Origin of the sequence: Fodinicola acaciae (genome assembly GCF_010993745.1) — a bacterium.
Lineage (GTDB): Bacteria > Actinomycetota > Actinomycetes > Mycobacteriales > HKI-0501 > Fodinicola > Fodinicola acaciae.
Window position 1 is genome coordinate 1,443,804 of sequence record NZ_WOTN01000003.1, and the last position, 15,323, is coordinate 1,459,126.

Sequence of the window (15,323 nt, forward strand, 5' to 3'; positions counted from 1 at the left end):
AACCACCGTCCAACCGTGCAGTAATCTCCGGCGCCCGACCGGTTTTGCGGCGAAAAGCCCGCTATCCGACAGATGCCGTCACGACACGCACCGGCGGATGCAGCTGCCACCGCAGCCTCGACCGCCGTACGCTTCGCGCACCTGAGCGGCGGAGCACGTCGGCGTAATGCGCGGTGCCGCGGAAGTCCATGATCACCACGCGGCCGCCGGGTTTGAGCACGCGGACGATCTCGGCGACGGCCCGCGCCTGGTCGCCGGCCGGCAGGTTGTGGATGGCGAAACTGGCGACCACGACGTCGAACTCGCCGTCCTCGCACGGAAGGGCGCGCATGTCCCCGTCGCGTACGTCGATGCGGTCTTCGACACCGGCGATCCGCGCGTTGCTCAGCAGCGCCTCGGGACCGTTGCCCGACTGGTCCTGCTGCCGCCAGATGTCCACGCCGACGGCCCGGCCGCGCGGCAGCCGCTTGGCGACCTGTACGAGTACGGCGCCACGGCCCGGACCGACCTCCAGGACCCGCTCGTCACCGCGCAACCCCAGCCGGTCCAGCTCGCGAGCCCAGAACCGCCGCTTGCCGGCCAGACTGCTGTGCAGCATCCAGCCGAGCTGCACCCAGCAGTCCACCATGTAGATCCCCAGCAACGTGACCACGACCACGCGCAGCCAACCGTCCAGCAGCGCGTACGCCACCACGACCAAAACCGTCACAGCCGCGCCGAGCAGCGCGAACGCGCGCACCACGCCAGGTGCGTCGATGCCATATCTCTCTCGCATTTTTACACTGTAAAGCTAGTGGCTTTACGCTGTAAAGCCCGTTCGCGTACGCTGGCGCCATGCGCGGCGAGCTCAGCCAGGAGGCGATCGTCAAGGCAGCTCTCGAGCTGGTCGACAAGGACGGCCTGGCGGCGCTGTCGATGCGACGGCTCGGCGCGGCGCTCGGCGTACAGGGGATGGCGATCTATCACCATTTCGCCAGCAAGGAGGCGGTGCTGGATGCGACCGCGGCGAGTGTCTCGCCGGCGCCGCCGGCGCCCACCGGCGACTGGCGGGTGGACCTGCGCGCGCTGAGCCACCAGTTCCGCGACGCGCTCAACGCGCATCCGGCGCTGCTGCCGCATCTGCTCACCCGGCCGGTGCACGCCTACCAGATGGCCGCGCTGCGCGAGGCACAGTACGCGGCGCTGCGGCGGGCCGGCCTGGACGGATCGGTGCTGCTGGACGCGCACCGCACCTGGGGGTCATACCTGCTCGGCTACCTGGTGGTCGAGCAGCTGGGCCGCAGCGGCGGGTTCAGCGACGCCGACTGGCGGCCGCCGATCCGCGGCGAGTTTCCGATCAGCGCCGAGGTCGACGCGTACCAGGCCGTCCGCGACTGGGACGAGCAGTTCGACATCGGCCTGGAGATGATCTTCGACGGCATCGCCGGCCTGAAGCCCTGACGTCGCCGCAACGACTCGTTGCCGGCACCTGGCGCCGGTGACGAGTCGTTGCGGCGTTTTCGCGCTCAGGCGTGCTTGGCGGCGGCCGCGGACTCCAGGCCGAGCTCCTTGATCGACACCTCGCGCATCTCGACCTTGCGGACCTTGCCGCTGACCGTCATCGGGAAGTCGTCGACCAGTCGTACGTACCGCGGGATCTTGTAGTGCGCGAGCTTGCCGGTGCAGTACGCGCGCAGGCTCTCGGCGGTCAGCGTCTCGGCGCCGGACCGCAGCTTGACCCAGGCCATCAGCTCCTCGCCGTACTTCTCGTCCGGCACGCCGATCACCTGCACGTCGACCACGTCCGGGTGGCCGTAGAGGAACTCCTCGATCTCGCGCGGATAGATGTTCTCGCCACCGCGGATCACCATGTCCTTCGACCGGCCGACGATGTTGAGATAGCCGTTGGCGTCCATGGTCGCGAGGTCACCGGTGTGCATCCAGCGCGCCCTGTCGATCGCCTCGGCGGTCTTCTCCGGCTCGTTCCAGTAGCCGAGCATCACCGAGTATCCGCGCGTACACAGCTCACCGGTCTGGCCGCGCGGCACCGTCAGGCCGCTCTCCGGGTCGACGACCTTGACCTCGACGTGGGGATGTACGGCGCCGACGGTCGACACCCGCCGCTCGATGTCGTCGTTGGCACCGGTCTGCGTGGACACTGGCGAGGTCTCGGTCATGCCATAGCAGATCGTCACCTCGTTCATCCCCATGTCGCTGATGACCCGCTTCATCACCTCGACCGGGCACGGCGAGCCGGCCATGATTCCGGTACGCAGGCTGGAAAGGTCGTACGAGGCGAAATCCGGCAACCCCAGCTCGGCGATGAACATCGTTGGTACGCCGTACAAAGACGTGCACTTCTCGTCCTGCACGGCCTTCAGCGTGGCGGCCGGGTCGAAGCCGGGCGCCGGCAGCACCATGCACGCGCCATGGCTGGTGGCGGCGAGATTTCCCATTGTCATGCCGAAGCAGTGATAGTACGGGACCGGGATGCAGATCCGGTCCTGCTCGGTGTAGCGGCAGCCCTCACCGACGAAATAGCCGTTGTTGAGAATGTTGTGGTGGGAAAGCGTGGCACCCTTGGGAAAACCGGTGGTGCCGGAGGTGTACTGGATGTTGATCGGGTCGTCGCACGACAGGCTCGCCTGCGCCGCGGCGAGCCGCTCCTGGTCCGGCTCGCTCGGCAGCGCGTTCCACTCGGTGGAGCCGAGGAGCACGACCTGGCGCAGGTCCGGACAGTTGTCGCGGACCTCCTCGATCATGCCGGCGTAGTCGCTGGTCTTGAACTTCGGCGCGGCGACCAGCATCGTGATGCCGGCCTGCTTCAGCACGTACGCGAGCTCGTACGTCCGGTAGGCCGGGTTGATGTTGACCATGATCGCGCCGATCTTCGCCGTCGCGTACTGCACGAACGCCCACTCGGCGCAGTTCGGCGCCCAGATGCCGACCCGGTCGCCCTTGCCGATGCCGGCGTCCAGCAAGCCGATCGCGAGCCGGTCGACGGTGTCGACGAACTGCGCGTACGTCCATCTCTGCCCCGCCGCGCAGTCGACCAGTGCCTCGCGGTCGGGGAACCGCTCGGCGGTGCGGTCGAGGTTGTCGCCGATGGTGTCGCCGAGCAGCGGGATCGTCGAGATCCCGGACGAGTACGACGGTTGGCTTGGCACTGAGCCACCCCCAGGGTCGGGTGCATGCGATGCCAGCATCATGACGCGCCGGCCGCCGCCGCGAAACCCGACAACCGAGCAGGTCCAGCCCGTTCCAACCGCCGCCGGTCGGTGGCCGGGGAGCGGCGCTGAGGCTCAGCGGCGCGGGCTCAGCAGCGCGGGGCCGATGCGCGCATGGCCACCATGCTTGCGCTCGACGCACGCATGGTGGCCATGCGTGCGCCAAGCAGGTGGGGGCTGGCGCGACCCGGGCGGCGCGACCAAGATCGACTTTCTATGTATGTAAGTAGCCACGCGAACCCACCCCCCGCCCGATCTGGGTGGGGGCCCAGATTGGCACCTGGGTACGACAGTTTCGCGCCGTAGCGGGTATTCGGCCTATGGCACCGGGTCGGCGGTGCCGCGAGGCACGTCCCGGTTGCAGCGCCGCAGGCGAGCGGCGGCCAGCTGCGACCCGGCCTTCAGGCCGTACTTGGACACCGCGCCGGCCGCGTATGCGCTGCACGACGGCACATAGCGGCAACGCGCCGGCAGGTGCGCGCTGACGCCGGTCTGGTAGCCGCGGATCGCCGCCAGCCCCATCCGCGCCGGCATCGTCGGCCGGGACCGTTCGCGCAGGACCGCCGGCATTCCGAGCAGTGGGATCCAGGCGATCAGGCAGGAGCCGCAGTCGCAGCCGCCTACGTCACAGCCGTCCGGGACGAAGTCGCAGCCGCAGTCGTCCGGTACGCACGAGTCGAGGTTGTCCTTGATCCGGTCGCGCCAGGTCTGGCGCGGCTCCCCCGTCACGCGTCCGGCAGCGAGGCGTGCTCGTATTCGACCTGGTCAAGCGGCAATGGAAAGCGCATGTCCTCACCGAACGGCGACGGCGGTCCCTGCCGTACGAACAGCAGCTCGGTCATCGGCAGGTGTCCCGGCTTGGGCGCCTTGCGAGTGGCGACCTCTTTCTTCGCCGCCTTGCTCTCGTCCAGGGTCATCACGGGATTCAGCCTCCGCAGTGCTCGTTTCCACCTACGAGCAGGCTAGCGTTGATCCAATGCGCGACGAAAGCCAGCACCCGAGCCGCCAACGCGGTCTCGCCGACCACCTGCGCGCGCTCGACGACCGCGCGCTGGTCGAGTTGCTGCGTGCGCGTCCCGACCTGGCCACCCCGCTGCCGCCTGACCTGTCCGTGCTGGCCAGCCGCGTACACGCACGCATGTCGGTGGCCAGGGCGATGGAGCAGGTCGACCGTTTCAGCCTGGAGATCCTGGACGCGATCCGGCTGTGCGACGCGCCGGCCACCGTCGCCAAGGTCCACGAGCTGGTCGGCGCCGCGGCCAAACCGGAGCGGATCGACGAGGCGATCGGCCGGCTGCGTACGACCGCGCTCGTCTGGGGACCCGACGAGGCACTGAAGGTCGTCGCCGGTGTGACCGACGTCGCCGGCCCCTACCCCGCCGGTCTCGGCCGGCCGGCGGCGGAGCTGACTGACGGCGGCAAGGAGCGCAGCCGCGCCGAGCTCGCGGCGCAGATCACCGCCGCTCCGATCGCCGCCACCGACGTGTTGCGCCGGCTCGCCGACGGCCCGCCGGTCGGTACGGTACGCGGCGCGCGCCGGCCGGCCGTCGCGGGCGACGAGTCTCCGGTGCGCTGGCTGCTCGCCCACGGCCTGCTGATCCCGATCGGCGAGGACACCGTCGAGCTGCCACGCGAGATCGCGCTGATCCTGCGCGGCTCGTCTCCGCTCGGCGAGCTGCATCCCGACCCGCCGGTGCCACAGTCGAGGCATTTCAACATCGACGCGGTCGACGACTCCGGCGCCGGTCAGGCGGCCGAGGCGGTACGCCTGGTCGAGGCCGTCCTGGAGGCGTGTACGACAGAGCCGCCAGCGGTCCTGCGCAGCGGCGGCATCGGCATACGCGAGCTGCGGCGGATCGCCAAGGCCATCGGTGCCACCGACGAGACGACCGGCGTGCTGCTGGAGATCTGCCACACCGCCGGCCTGCTCGACGCGACCACCGACGCCGACCAGGTGTGGCTGCCGACCGCCGAGTACGACGGCTGGCTGACCAGGTCGATGGCGCAGCGCTGGCAGCGGGTCGCCGCCGCCTGGCTGACGATGAACCGGCTGCCGATGCTGATCGGCCTCCGGGACGACCGCGACCGCCTGATCAACGCGCTCTCGACCGAGGTCGTACGCTCCACGGCCCCGATCGCGCGGATGGACGCACTGCGCGCGGTCGCCGCGCAGCCGGCCGGCGACGCGCCCGATCCGCAAGGCATCGCCGACTACGTCGCCTGGACGCATCCTCGGCGCGGCGGCAGCGGCCGCGACGACGCGATCCTGGCCGCGCTGGAGGAGGCCGCGCTGCTCGGCATCACCGGCCGCGGCGCGCTCACCCGGTTCGGCCGTGCGCTGCTGGCCGACCAGCCGGTGACCGACCTGCTTGGCGACCTGCTGCCGACGCCGCTGGACCACGTGCTCGTCCAGCCAGACCTCACCGTCGTCGCGCCAGGACCGCTCGAGCCGGACCTCTCCGCGACCATGGGCCTGGTCGCCGATGTCGAGTCGGCCGGCGCGGCGACCGTCTACCGGGTCACCGCCGGCAGCCTGCGGCGAGCGCTGGACGCCGGCTGGTCGGCCGACCGGCTGCACCGGCTCTTCGCGGAGCGGTCGCGTACGCCGGTGCCGCAGTCGCTCACCTACCTGATCGACGACACCGCACGCCGCCACGGCGGCCTGCGCGCCGGCACGGCCGGTTGCTATCTGCGCAGCGACGACGCCGCGCTGTTGGCCGGCATCCTGGCCGACCGCGGCAACACGCCACTGCGGCTGCGCCGGATCGCGCCGACCGTGCTGATCAGCCCGCTCTCGCGCGAGCGCGTGCTGGACGGCCTGCGCGCCGGCGGGTACGTGCCGGTGCCGGAAGACACCGAAGGCGCCGTCGTCATCAGCAAACCGCAGTCACGCCGGTCGACGCTGCGGACGCGCTCGATCCGGCCAGGCGCGGATCTGCCGGTGATGGACGACGAACGGCTGGCCGGCATCGTACGCGCGTTGCGCGCGGCCGACGCCGACGCGCGCCGCAACCGCCGCGCGACGACCATCGACATCACCGAAATGCCGGGCATGACCACGGCCGCGACGCTCGCTGTCCTGCAACGTGCGGCGCGCCAACGCGGCCGCGTACAACTCGGCTACGTCGACGCGCACGGCGGCGGCGTCCAGCGGATCGTGCGCCCTGTGTCGATCGGCGCCGGCTATCTGCGCGCCGAGGACGACCGTACGGACGTGCTGCACACCTTCGCCCTGCACCGCATCACCGCAGCCACTCCGCTCGAGCCCGAAGCGGACTGAAAATCAGACCGTCCCAGCCGACAGGCGCGAACGGATCCGGCAACGATCGGTGAGCCAGAACAGCGGCTCGTCCGCGCCATTCCGTGCGCCACGAGGAAATCGCTCTGTTTCGGCAGCGCGAACCTGGCGCCAGCGATTGTCTGACCGTCACGCCGGTCGAGTGGAATCGTCCGTGACTCTGCCGACTACGCCAAGCCGGAGCGACAGGGTGTCCGCGAGCGACCACGGCTATGGCTGGGATTTTCTGGCGATCGTCACGCAGCAGCGGCCGGGGCCGGCGTCGAGGCGGGTTTCCAGCTCGTCATGCCCGAGTGCGTCGACCAGCGCCGACACGTACGCCTTGTTCATGCCGCAGATCAGCTCGGTGTGCGCCGCCGCGAGCGCGTGGAACGGACAGTTCAGCAACACGATCCGGTCGCCGTCGCGCCGCGGTTCGAAGCCGTTTTCGCTCAGCGCCTCGAAAGCCGAACCGATCGCACCGCGCCGGCCGGTCTTCGCGTCAGCACCGGCCTGCGCACCATGTGTGGCCGCGGCGTCGTGCAGCGATTCCAGGATCGGCCGGCCGGTCGCGGCGGAGTCGGCGATCGCGTCGGCCATCAGCAGGCCGGCCTGCTCGTACGACCGGCTCGGCAGCGACACCGCGATCTCGCGGCCGGACCGCCGGTAGAGCTTGGCCGGCCGGCCGGCGCCGGGGCCGCTGCGGCCACCCATCCGCGCGTAGTCGGACTCCAGCAAACCCTCGGCCTCCAGCCGGTCGAGGTGGAACTTGGCCTGATGCCGTGCGATTCCGACGGCGTCGGCCGCCTGGTCGCGGCTGACCGCGGCCGGTTGCGCGCAGACATACAGATAGAGCTCGCGGCGCATCGGCTCGGCCAAGGTGCCGATGCCGGCCACGTTCCGCTCGAACTCGCCCATCGTGACCCTTCTTACCGACGGACTCCTTGACGATACGCACAGGCCGTATCTAACGTACAGAATAACATCCGTTAGAACGGGAGTGGCGATGCGACCGACCGGCGACGCGCGATGATCGAGACCGTCGACGATCTTGACCTGCAAGTCAGCACGCGGCCGGACCTCGCGGCGGCGACCCGCGCGGCCCGCGATTTCCTCGCCGCACTCGGAGTTTCCTGCGACAACCCGGGCATGCGCAAGAGCCCGCAGCGGATGGCCGAGGCGTACGCGGCGATGATCACCGCGCGGCCTTTCGAAATGACGACATTTCCCAACGACGAACGGTATGACGAGCTCGTCGTGGTGAAATCCATTCCGGTGCAGTCGGTCTGCGAGCACCATCTGTTGCCTTTTGTGGGTCTCGCGCATGTCGGTTATCTGCCCGCCGACCGCATCCTCGGCCTGTCGAAATTCGCCCGCGTGGTGGAGATGTTCGCGCACCGGCCGCAGGTGCAGGAACGCCTGACACAGCAGATCGCCCGCTGGCTCGATGACCAGCTGGCACCCAAAGGCGTCGGAGTGGTCATCGAGGCCGAGCACATGTGCATGACCCTTCGCGGCGTACGCGCACCGGGCACGGTCACCCGCACGTCGGCGGTTTTCGGTGTCATCCGCGACATTCCCGAATCCAGAGCGGAATTCTTCAGCGCGGTGGCGAAGTAGACTCGCGGCGCGTCAACGCGACCACCGGAATCGTACGGGTCACTTTCGCCTGATAATCGGCCCAACCGGCATTGCCGGCCACCGCTCGGGCGAACACCCGGTCGCGTTCGTCGCCGTCGAGGACGACGGCTTCCGCCTCATAGCTGGAAGATCCGTCCTCGACGCGTACGCGCGGATGTGCGACCAGGTTGTGAAACCAGGCCGGATGCCGCGGCGAGCCACCGGCCGAGCCGATCACCAGGATCCGCTCGCCGTCCGGGAGAAACGCGAGCGGAACGGTGTGCTCCCGACCGGTACGCGCGCCGCGTGTGGTGAGCAGGACCAGCCGCGCACCTTCGAAATATCCACCGACCTTTCCCGAATTGGCACGAAACTCGTCGACAACCTGTTGGTTGAAACTTGTGGACACACTTCTCCTCGATGTCGTTTTTGCCGATCTGTCAGGAGAAGTGGAGGCGGCGGCCCGCGCGACCGCCTGGCGCTCACGCCGTGACCGGGAACCTCACTCGTGCGTGGCCAGTGGCCGACCCGGTAGTCACGATGATCATCCTAACCGACGAACGCGTCAGAACGTGGCGATCGGGTTGACCGGGCTGCCGGACGTGCCGGCGAAGCGGACCGGCGCGACCGACAGATGGAAGTCCCACTGGCCGAGCTCGGCGGCGGTCGCCACGCACGCCTCCAGGTCACAGTTGTCCAGCAGCCACAACCCCATCGCGACGAGACCGACCGCGTGGACCGGCATCAGCACGTCGTCGAAGCCGGACGGCTGTACGTCCTGCGGGGTGTCGGCGCCGATCAGCGCGACCTCGCGTTCGCGCAACCACGGCAGGCAGGACGCGTGCCAGCCGGCCTGGGTGACGCTGAAGCCCGGTGTCCCGCCGGCCTCGTGCCGCACCCGGCCGTAGCCGGTCCGGATGAACACCGCGTCGCCGGATCGTACGCGCACACCCTGGCGACGCTCGGCCTCCTCGAGATCCTCGGGATGGACGCCCTGTCCCGGTTCCAACCAGGGCACGCCGCGGACCTGCGCGATGTCCAGCACGACGCCACGCGTGACGATGCCGTTCGCCGCGGCCGTGACTGCTCCCCACGCCGACCCTGTTTCCGCGTCGACCAGGGAATGCGGCCGGCCGTTGTACATCCGGCCGTCCCAGAAGATGTGGCACGGCGAGTCGATGTGGGTGATCGTGTTGCCGTGGAACAGGATGCCGAGCCGTTCGTTCGAAAAGCCCCAGTGCCGGTCGTTGCGGAACGTCGGCACCGGCATGCTCTCGGCGCCCGGCATGTCGGCGGCACACGGACACGTCGTCGTCGACCGCTCCATCTCATCCGGCACGGCGATCTCCCACCCGCACGACACGCTCCTGCCGTGGCGTACCGCCCGCGCGGCCGCCAGCCGTACGTCGTCGGTGATGTGGTTCAGGGTGCCGAGCTCGTCGTCGTCACCCCACCGTCCCCAGTTCGACAGCGTTTCGAAATACCCGAGCACATCGTCCTGCGTCGTCATCCGTTTATCGACTCCTTCTGGCGAGCGGTTTGAGATCCGACCCTATGTTGGGTCGCTCGGTCCGTACGTCCCGGCTCGGACAGTCGCAGGCCGGGGCCGAGTGCCACGGTGACGGCGATCGACGCCACCGCCAGCGCCGACAACAGCGGAGAGTCGGTGCGGTCGTCGACCAATGTGGCCAATGCGATGCCGGTCAGTGTGGTCGCTGCGACCTGCGCCGACGACCCGCCGAACAGTGCGAGGAACTCCGGCGAGCGGCACAGCTCTCGATACGTACGCATGGCCGGAAGTGTCGGCAGCGCGGCCGGCCGGCGGGTAATGTTTCGTGTGGAGGCGAAACACGGGGGCTCTGGCTGGTCAGCGCGGACCTGCTGGCTGGCAGCCGGTTCCGGGTGTCGCGGCTGGCCGAGACCATCGCGACCCTGAACGTGCCGCTTGGCCTCAAGGTGCTCCTCGACGCCCAGGTCGTACGTCGCCGCCGCGCCGGCCGGTCTGTGCTCTATTACCGCACACCAGACGGCGACCGCCTGATCGCCGCCACAACCACACCACCGTAACGACCGCGTATTTGGCCGTTTGCCACAGCAGCCTCGATCACGCCCGCGTTTGCCGGCTGTCCATCCGCGATCCAGTGGCGGCCGGCCGGCGGTTGCGCCAGGTCGCGATAGTGGCGATGAGGCCGGCGACACAGGGCACCAGTGTCAGCGCGCCATAGCCGTAGGGGACGACGATGTCGTACGCCCCTCCCTTGAGGCTGAAGTCGATCAGGGGGAACAGCAGGCCCGCGACCAGGCCGGCGGTGGCGGCGATCGGTGCCCACCGTTTCCCTTTCCGGACGGCGTGGATGGCCATCAGCCAGACCGGTACGCCCAGGGCGTTGCTGGCCACGAGATAGATCGCGATCGCATTGCGGTCGATCGCCACCAGATGGGGCGCCCACTGCGGATAGGCGTCGCGGACGTGACTGGTCAGGGTGTCGACGGTGGCGAGGTCCAGCAGCGGCGCGACCGTGGCCAGCACGGTCAGCGCCAGCCCCACGTACATCGCGATCGGACGCGCGGCACCACCCGCATGTGTCTGGCCGGACTCACCACCCTGGCCGGTCGTACGGCTGGACGTGGTCGAACTGGTCGCGAAAGCCATCACCGAGATCCTCTCCGACTAAACCTACACTGTAGAATAGCGCTGCCGTCAGCTTAGCCCTACGGTGTAGGTTTGGCAAAGGAGGACACCGCGTGGCGCACCGCACACCCGGCACATCGGCCGGCCTGGACCGGCGACGGATCCTCACCGTCGCCGTCGAACTGGTCGACCGCGACGGGCTGGAAAAGTTTGGGATCCGGCGCTTGGCACAAGCGCTCAACGTCGATCCGATGTCCATCTACCACCACGTCAAAGGCAAGGCGGCACTGCTGGACGCGATCTGCGAAACGATGCTCGCCGAGATCAGGGTCGAGACCCCTGCGCAGACCACAGACCCGACAACAGACTGGCGACCGCTCGCCCGGGCGACCGCGCACGCCTACCGCACGATGGCCTACCGGCACCCCCGGGTGTTCCCGTTGCTCGTCACTCGCCCGCAGACCTCACCGGCGGCACTGACCGCCCTCGAAGGGCTGGCCACAGCCATGCGCACCGCCGGGCTCCCCGACCGCGTCATCGCCGACGCCCTAACGACGCTCTTCGGCTTTCTCAACGGCTATCTACTCGCCGTACTCAGCGAGGACTCCGGCAGGCCCCTGCCGGACATCGACGCCACCCACTACCCGACCATGGCCGCGCTGGCGCCACTGACCGCTGACTACGGGACTCTCGCCGAGTTCGACCGCATCCTGGACACCGTACTCACCGGCATCGGTGCCGGAAGGGGGTAGGGCTAGCCCCACCCCCTTCGGACGTCCAAGCCCATGCCGCCGCGTCCGCTGCTTTTCTAGCGTTGTGGGTATGAAAACAACCGCCACTGCTGTCAAACCCGCCGCGCCATTCACAACCGCCGAATGCGAGGAAACGTTTGACAAGATACGGAAATCGATCGCGCTCTACGGTGTCGTCAGCGCGATCGTCCTGGGTACGGTCGCCGCACTGACCCTGGCCACCAACCTGCACGGCACGCCGTTCATGTGGATCCGCGGCGGCATTCTCCTCGCCCTCACCCCGTTGTTGCTCCGCTGGGCCAGCAGGGCCGCACGCGGCGACCGTGGCGCCCTCAAACGCCTGACCGTCATCACCACCACCCTGCCGGTGGCCGTCATCGGCATCGACCTGATCCCCGGAATGTGCCCCACCTGGTATGCCGTGATGCAGGGCATCAGCGTCCTGCCGCTGATCGCGGTCACCATCCTCGCTCGCGGCACACACCTGCGCCGAGGTTAGATGATTCCGGTGGCTACGAGAACTATCACGATCCAACCGATCAGCAGGGCGGCCACCAGCGGCCCGCCGATGAGCCAGTAAAGCGCTCTTGGGTGGTTGAGAAACCAATTAGCGACATTGGCGTTCGACAGGCCGATGAGATAACGCTCGTCCCGTACGCTCGCGATTGGCGTCCGCTCGCTGGTCCCGGTCAGCCGAACCAGCTCCGGATCCCAGGCGTCCGGGGGCCGCGACCGGGTCATCCGGCGGCCGGCTGAGCTCGGGTACGCCGAAACCGTAGATTTCCTGGCCGGGCCGGATGATCCATTCCTGGAGCAGCGTGATCCTCCTGCCCTTTCCGCCGCGTTGGAGGCGGTTGCGAGTGACCCGCGTCGGCGACCACGATGGCATCGTCGGGAGCGAACTCGACTCGCCCGGTCTCGTCGACGATCAGAAATGGCGCGGTCGAGTCATCGATCCGCTGGACGTCCCGCTTCCATGCGGACATCCGCGTCGGTGGCGAGTAGGTGGTCGGAACGTACGCGGGAACCTTTGCCACGTACGTACCGGTGACCCTGGCTGATTCTGGTCGGGTCCTTGAACGGCGACGTGACCGCCCGATACCAGACGCAGCTTTCGCCGGAGATCGCCGGCCGGCAAGTCGCCCCATTGGCTTATAGCGGTCGTTCACGAGAAGTCGGCTATTCGTGAGATTACGTCAGCAAGAACAGTCCGACGCTGCTGAAGAGATTGAAACCGCAGTGCAGGATGACGCCGGGCCAGATCGAGTCGCTGCGGCGGCGCAGCTCGGCGGTGAGCAGGCCGACGATGAACGCGATGGGCAACAGGCTGCTGAAGCCGTGCAGCACGGCGAAAATCACCGAGCTGCCGACAACGCCGATGATCGCGCCATAACGTAGCAGCGCGGTCGCGACCACGCCGCGAAAGAGCAATTCCTCGCAGATGGGCGTGGCGATGCCGAGAAACAGAAATCCGGCGATCAGCGTCCAGACACCGCCGTTGACGGCCGACCAGCTCTCCTGCGCCGCGACGTGGTCGCCGGTCAAAGCCGTGTATCCGGCGACCGCCGGAATTTTCAGAAGCGTCGCGACAACGGCTCCGGCAAGACCGATCAGCAGCCAACGCCACGTCGTTCTGCGTACGCCGAACGCGCTCCAGGAGCGGATCCGTACGAGCGCGGCCGCGCCAAACCCACCGCCGGCGACAATCGCCGACAACGAGGTCATGAAGACCGCGAGTGCCACCGGAGATGGTTTGGTGGCCAGAAACAGGCGATAGCAGCCGACTTCCAGCACCAGCAACGCGACGATGCCGACGATGAGCTCGGTCCAGCCCGGCCGCGGCGCTGCTGGCTCGGCTGACGGCGTCGCGGTTTGGTCGTGTGATGCGGCGTGCATCGCGAATCCCCTTCCCATCCGGTCAGCCGTCGGCATCGGCCGGCGGCAGAAGCTGCGAGACGCGTACGAGAACGTCGAGCTGTGCGCGGTTGTAGATCTCCGCGAGGGCCTTGCCCAGATCGGGTCCTGTGATCGGTGACCCGCCGTACTTGTCCCTGATCCGCTGGCTCTGCGGCAACATGCGCGCGGCCAGGTCGGCGCGAGTACGTTCGTCGGCATCGGCTGGCAGCTCGATGAACTCGCGGTCGGCGTCCGTCGGCTCCGCGGACGCGATCCAGTCCTGGAAGTTGTCCCACTGCCGGGGGCCGAGCAGCCGCGACAGGACCAGGATCACCGAGTTGTCGGCGTCGGACAGCTCGGTCCTCACCATCGCGGTGCTGAAGCCCGGCGGCAGGTCGGCGGAGGTCTCCTCGCGCAGCATCCGCGCGATCTCGCCGCGGGTGGCCTGCAGTCGTTCGATGGTCGCCGCCAGTTCGGCGTCGAGCGCCCGCAACGCTTCGGTGGCGGTGTCCCCCGAGAGGTCCTCGTCGGCGTCCATCTCGGCGATCCGCGACAGCGAGAAGCCCAGGTCGACGTATCGTTTGATGCGCAGCAGCCGCACCAGGTGTTCCACGCCGTACGACTTGTAGCCGTTGGCGCGACGCTCCGGCAGGGGCAGCAGTCCAACGTCGTGATAGTGGCGCACCGCGCGCAGGCTCGTACCAGCGAGTTTCGCCAGCTCACGCGTGCTCCAGGCCATGATTCCCCGCTCCTTTGGTGCCAGCTGCGCCATCCAGTTGACACTGTGCCGTAACGGCACGGTCAAGAGGCGTTGTCGGAACGTACGGTTCGGGCTCGCGTCCATCGGTTTCCCGGTGGCAGTGGAAAGAACCCGCTCGTAGGCCGGTCCAGTGCCGTGAACCGGGAGGCGTAAAGCTGCCCGAGAGGGGTGGTAGAGCAGCGAGGGAAGGAGTCGCTGTGCCTCTCGTACGGCCTCACTCTTACTGGCTCGACACCGCACCGGCACCTGACCGCGGCGACCGTCCGCTGCCAGCGCAAGCCGATGCTGTCGTCGTCGGCGGTGGAATCGCTGGCATCACGGTCGCGTATCTGCTCGCCCGCGCCGGCCGCGTGGTGGTGCTGTTGGAGGCCGGCCGGCTGGGCGGTGGTGTCAGCGGACATATGACAGCCAAGGTGTCGGCGCAACACGCGCTCATCTACGACGAACTGACGCGTAGTAAGGGAAAGATGCGGGCGGCCGAGTACGGTGCCAGCCAGCTCGCGGCGATCGGCCGGATCGAGCGGGTAAGCCAGGCGCTGGGAATCGACTGCGAGTTCGGCCGCCGCGACAGTCTCGTCTACGCCAGCGATCCGCGGCGCCGGGACGCGATGGCAGCCGAGGCGGCCGGTGCCGAGCAGGCCGGTCTGCCGGCCAGTTTCGTGGAAAATCCGGGGTATCCAGCCGAGGCCGGCTGGGGCGTACGGTTCGAGCGCCAGGCGCAGTTTCATCCGCGGAAGTGGTTGCTCGGGCTCGCCGACCGGATCGAGGCTGCCGGCGGGACGGTCGTGGAGCGTACCCGGGTCACCGGCGTGCGAGAGGGCGATCCGTGTGCTGTCGTCACCGAACGAGGCGACATACGCGCGCGGGACGTTGTCATCGCCACGCACTATCCGATTCTGGATCGCGGCCTGTATTGCGCCCGCCTGGAGCCGATCCGTGACCTGGTCGTCGCCGGACCGGTCGATGCGGCGCAAGCGCCGCCGGGGATGTATCTGGAGGCGGACACACATCGGTCACTGCGGTCGGCGCCGTTGCCCGATGACCGCCAGTTGTTGATCGCCGGGGCGAGCACTATCGTCTCGGCGATCAGGTGGATGTCGAGGCACGCTACCGAAAACTCGCCGACTGGGCGCGCGACACGCGAGGACTGACCGACGTGACCCACCGGTGGACGGCGCAC

19 protein-coding genes are annotated in these 15,323 nt (G+C 68.6%); 7 read left to right on the plus strand and 12 right to left on the minus strand.

Annotated elements, in window-relative coordinates; all coding sequences use genetic code 11:
• Positions 1–61: 61 nt before the first annotated feature.
• On the minus strand, positions 62–775 hold the full coding sequence (locus tag GNX95_RS32930) for a class I SAM-dependent methyltransferase (RefSeq protein WP_163511558.1): 714 nt from the start codon (positions 773–775) through the stop codon (positions 62–64).
• A gap of 59 nt (positions 776–834) precedes the next feature.
• Between GNX95_RS32930 and GNX95_RS32935 the strand changes: the two genes are divergently transcribed.
• The gene (locus GNX95_RS32935) at positions 835–1,440 is read left to right on the plus strand and encodes a TetR/AcrR family transcriptional regulator (protein WP_163511559.1); all 606 of its coding nucleotides are present in this window, start codon (positions 835–837) and stop codon (positions 1,438–1,440) included.
• A gap of 65 nt (positions 1,441–1,505) precedes the next feature.
• Here GNX95_RS32935 and GNX95_RS32940 read toward each other — a convergent pair whose 3' ends face one another.
• The 3 genes from GNX95_RS32940 to GNX95_RS32950 all read right to left on the minus strand — a co-directional run bounded on the left by GNX95_RS32940 (position 1,506) and on the right by GNX95_RS32950 (position 4,123).
• Positions 1,506–3,185, minus strand: coding sequence for an AMP-binding protein (locus tag GNX95_RS32940; protein WP_163512076.1), 1,680 nt, complete (start codon positions 3,183–3,185; stop codon positions 1,506–1,508).
• Positions 3,186–3,524: 339 nt separating this feature from the next.
• Entirely contained in the window at positions 3,525–3,935 is a 411-nt protein-coding gene (yidD, locus tag GNX95_RS43560; protein WP_246281838.1) for a membrane protein insertion efficiency factor YidD, read from the minus strand.
• Positions 3,932–4,123, minus strand: coding sequence for a hypothetical protein (locus GNX95_RS32950; RefSeq protein WP_163511560.1), 192 nt, complete (start codon positions 4,121–4,123; stop codon positions 3,932–3,934). Before GNX95_RS32950 ends, yidD begins: the two co-directional genes overlap by 4 nt.
• Before the next feature lie 59 nt (positions 4,124–4,182).
• On the opposite strand from GNX95_RS32950, the gene GNX95_RS32955 reads away from it, so the two are divergent.
• The gene (locus tag GNX95_RS32955; RefSeq protein WP_163511561.1) at positions 4,183–6,486 is read left to right on the plus strand and encodes a helicase C-terminal domain-containing protein; all 2,304 of its coding nucleotides are present in this window, start codon (positions 4,183–4,185) and stop codon (positions 6,484–6,486) included.
• A gap of 228 nt (positions 6,487–6,714) precedes the next feature.
• Here GNX95_RS32955 and GNX95_RS32960 read toward each other — a convergent pair whose 3' ends face one another.
• Positions 6,715–7,401: a helix-turn-helix transcriptional regulator gene (locus GNX95_RS32960; protein WP_163511562.1), complete on the minus strand. Its 687-nt coding sequence runs from the start codon at positions 7,399–7,401 to the stop codon at positions 6,715–6,717.
• Between the two features lie 111 nt (positions 7,402–7,512).
• On the opposite strand from GNX95_RS32960, the gene folE reads away from it, so the two are divergent.
• Positions 7,513–8,103, plus strand: coding sequence for a GTP cyclohydrolase I FolE (folE, locus tag GNX95_RS32965; RefSeq protein WP_163511563.1), 591 nt, complete (start codon positions 7,513–7,515; stop codon positions 8,101–8,103).
• On the opposite strand, the gene GNX95_RS32970 is transcribed toward folE, so the two are convergent.
• The 3 genes from GNX95_RS32970 to GNX95_RS32980 all read right to left on the minus strand — a co-directional run bounded on the left by GNX95_RS32970 (position 8,084) and on the right by GNX95_RS32980 (position 9,894).
• The gene (locus tag GNX95_RS32970) at positions 8,084–8,512 is read right to left on the minus strand and encodes a nitroreductase family deazaflavin-dependent oxidoreductase (protein WP_163511564.1); all 429 of its coding nucleotides are present in this window, start codon (positions 8,510–8,512) and stop codon (positions 8,084–8,086) included. The genes folE and GNX95_RS32970 overlap by 20 nt on opposite strands.
• Positions 8,513–8,668: 156 nt before the next feature.
• Positions 8,669–9,613: a cyclase family protein gene (locus tag GNX95_RS32975; protein WP_163511565.1), complete on the minus strand. Its 945-nt coding sequence runs from the start codon at positions 9,611–9,613 to the stop codon at positions 8,669–8,671.
• On the minus strand, positions 9,610–9,894 hold the full coding sequence (locus tag GNX95_RS32980; RefSeq protein ID WP_163511566.1) for a hypothetical protein: 285 nt from the start codon (positions 9,892–9,894) through the stop codon (positions 9,610–9,612). The genes GNX95_RS32975 and GNX95_RS32980 overlap by 4 nt, the downstream gene beginning before the upstream one ends.
• A 111-nt stretch (positions 9,895–10,005) precedes the next feature.
• On the opposite strand from GNX95_RS32980, the gene GNX95_RS32985 reads away from it, so the two are divergent.
• Positions 10,006–10,170, plus strand: a complete 165-nt coding sequence (locus tag GNX95_RS32985) for a helix-turn-helix domain-containing protein (protein WP_222854094.1) — start codon at positions 10,006–10,008, stop codon at positions 10,168–10,170.
• Positions 10,171–10,207: 37 nt separating this feature from the next.
• Here GNX95_RS32985 and GNX95_RS32990 read toward each other — a convergent pair whose 3' ends face one another.
• The gene (locus tag GNX95_RS32990) at positions 10,208–10,756 is read right to left on the minus strand and encodes a hypothetical protein (protein ID WP_163511567.1); all 549 of its coding nucleotides are present in this window, start codon (positions 10,754–10,756) and stop codon (positions 10,208–10,210) included.
• Between the two features lie 92 nt (positions 10,757–10,848).
• Here GNX95_RS32990 and GNX95_RS32995 point away from each other — a divergent pair, with 92 nt between their 5' ends.
• Positions 10,849–11,487, plus strand: coding sequence for a TetR/AcrR family transcriptional regulator (locus GNX95_RS32995; RefSeq protein ID WP_163511568.1), 639 nt, complete (start codon positions 10,849–10,851; stop codon positions 11,485–11,487).
• A gap of 70 nt (positions 11,488–11,557) precedes the next feature.
• The gene (locus GNX95_RS33000; RefSeq protein ID WP_163511569.1) at positions 11,558–11,986 is read left to right on the plus strand and encodes a hypothetical protein; all 429 of its coding nucleotides are present in this window, start codon (positions 11,558–11,560) and stop codon (positions 11,984–11,986) included.
• On the opposite strand, the gene GNX95_RS33005 is transcribed toward GNX95_RS33000, so the two are convergent.
• From GNX95_RS33005 to GNX95_RS33015, 3 genes are all read right to left on the minus strand, one after another.
• Positions 11,983–12,228 (minus strand): hypothetical protein, encoded by a 246-nt coding sequence (locus GNX95_RS33005; RefSeq protein WP_163511570.1) that lies wholly within the window; start codon positions 12,226–12,228, stop codon positions 11,983–11,985. The two genes, GNX95_RS33000 and GNX95_RS33005, sit on opposite strands and share 4 nt — an antisense overlap.
• Before the next feature lie 450 nt (positions 12,229–12,678).
• A complete protein-coding gene (locus tag GNX95_RS33010; RefSeq protein WP_163511571.1) occupies positions 12,679–13,383 on the minus strand; it encodes a CPBP family intramembrane glutamic endopeptidase in 705 nt (234 codons plus the stop codon).
• Between the two features lie 22 nt (positions 13,384–13,405).
• Positions 13,406–14,122, minus strand: coding sequence for a MerR family transcriptional regulator (locus GNX95_RS33015; protein WP_163511572.1), 717 nt, complete (start codon positions 14,120–14,122; stop codon positions 13,406–13,408).
• A 218-nt stretch (positions 14,123–14,340) separates the two neighbouring features.
• Here GNX95_RS33015 and GNX95_RS33020 point away from each other — a divergent pair, with 218 nt between their 5' ends.
• Positions 14,341–15,294 (plus strand): NAD(P)/FAD-dependent oxidoreductase, encoded by a 954-nt coding sequence (locus tag GNX95_RS33020; protein WP_222854095.1) that lies wholly within the window; start codon positions 14,341–14,343, stop codon positions 15,292–15,294.
• Positions 15,295–15,323: the final 29 nt, after the last annotated feature.

Bases quoted from the DNA above. Each gene is read 5' to 3' on its own strand.
- GNX95_RS32930 (WP_163511558.1), bottom strand. From the start codon at position 775: ATGCGAGAGAGATATGGCATCGACGCACCTGGCGTGGTGCGCGCGTTC.
- GNX95_RS32935 (WP_163511559.1), top strand. From the start codon at position 835: ATGCGCGGCGAGCTCAGCCAGGAGGCGATCGTCAAGGCAGCTCTCGAG.
- GNX95_RS32940 (WP_163512076.1), bottom strand. From the start codon at position 3,185: ATGCTGGCATCGCATGCACCCGACCCTGGGGGTGGCTCAGTGCCAAGC.
- GNX95_RS32950 (WP_163511560.1), bottom strand. From the start codon at position 4,123: ATGACCCTGGACGAGAGCAAGGCGGCGAAGAAAGAGGTCGCCACTCGC.
- GNX95_RS32955 (WP_163511561.1), top strand. From the start codon at position 4,183: ATGCGCGACGAAAGCCAGCACCCGAGCCGCCAACGCGGTCTCGCCGAC.
- GNX95_RS32960 (WP_163511562.1), bottom strand. From the start codon at position 7,401: ATGGGCGAGTTCGAGCGGAACGTGGCCGGCATCGGCACCTTGGCCGAG.
- folE (WP_163511563.1), top strand. From the start codon at position 7,513: ATGATCGAGACCGTCGACGATCTTGACCTGCAAGTCAGCACGCGGCCG.
- GNX95_RS32975 (WP_163511565.1), bottom strand. From the start codon at position 9,613: ATGACGACGCAGGACGATGTGCTCGGGTATTTCGAAACGCTGTCGAAC.
- GNX95_RS32980 (WP_163511566.1), bottom strand. From the start codon at position 9,894: ATGCGTACGTATCGAGAGCTGTGCCGCTCGCCGGAGTTCCTCGCACTG.
- GNX95_RS32990 (WP_163511567.1), bottom strand. From the start codon at position 10,756: ATGGCTTTCGCGACCAGTTCGACCACGTCCAGCCGTACGACCGGCCAG.
- GNX95_RS33000 (WP_163511569.1), top strand. From the start codon at position 11,558: ATGAAAACAACCGCCACTGCTGTCAAACCCGCCGCGCCATTCACAACC.
- GNX95_RS33005 (WP_163511570.1), bottom strand. From the start codon at position 12,228: ATGACCCGGTCGCGGCCCCCGGACGCCTGGGATCCGGAGCTGGTTCGG.
- GNX95_RS33010 (WP_163511571.1), bottom strand. From the start codon at position 13,383: ATGCACGCCGCATCACACGACCAAACCGCGACGCCGTCAGCCGAGCCA.
- GNX95_RS33015 (WP_163511572.1), bottom strand. From the start codon at position 14,122: ATGGCCTGGAGCACGCGTGAGCTGGCGAAACTCGCTGGTACGAGCCTG.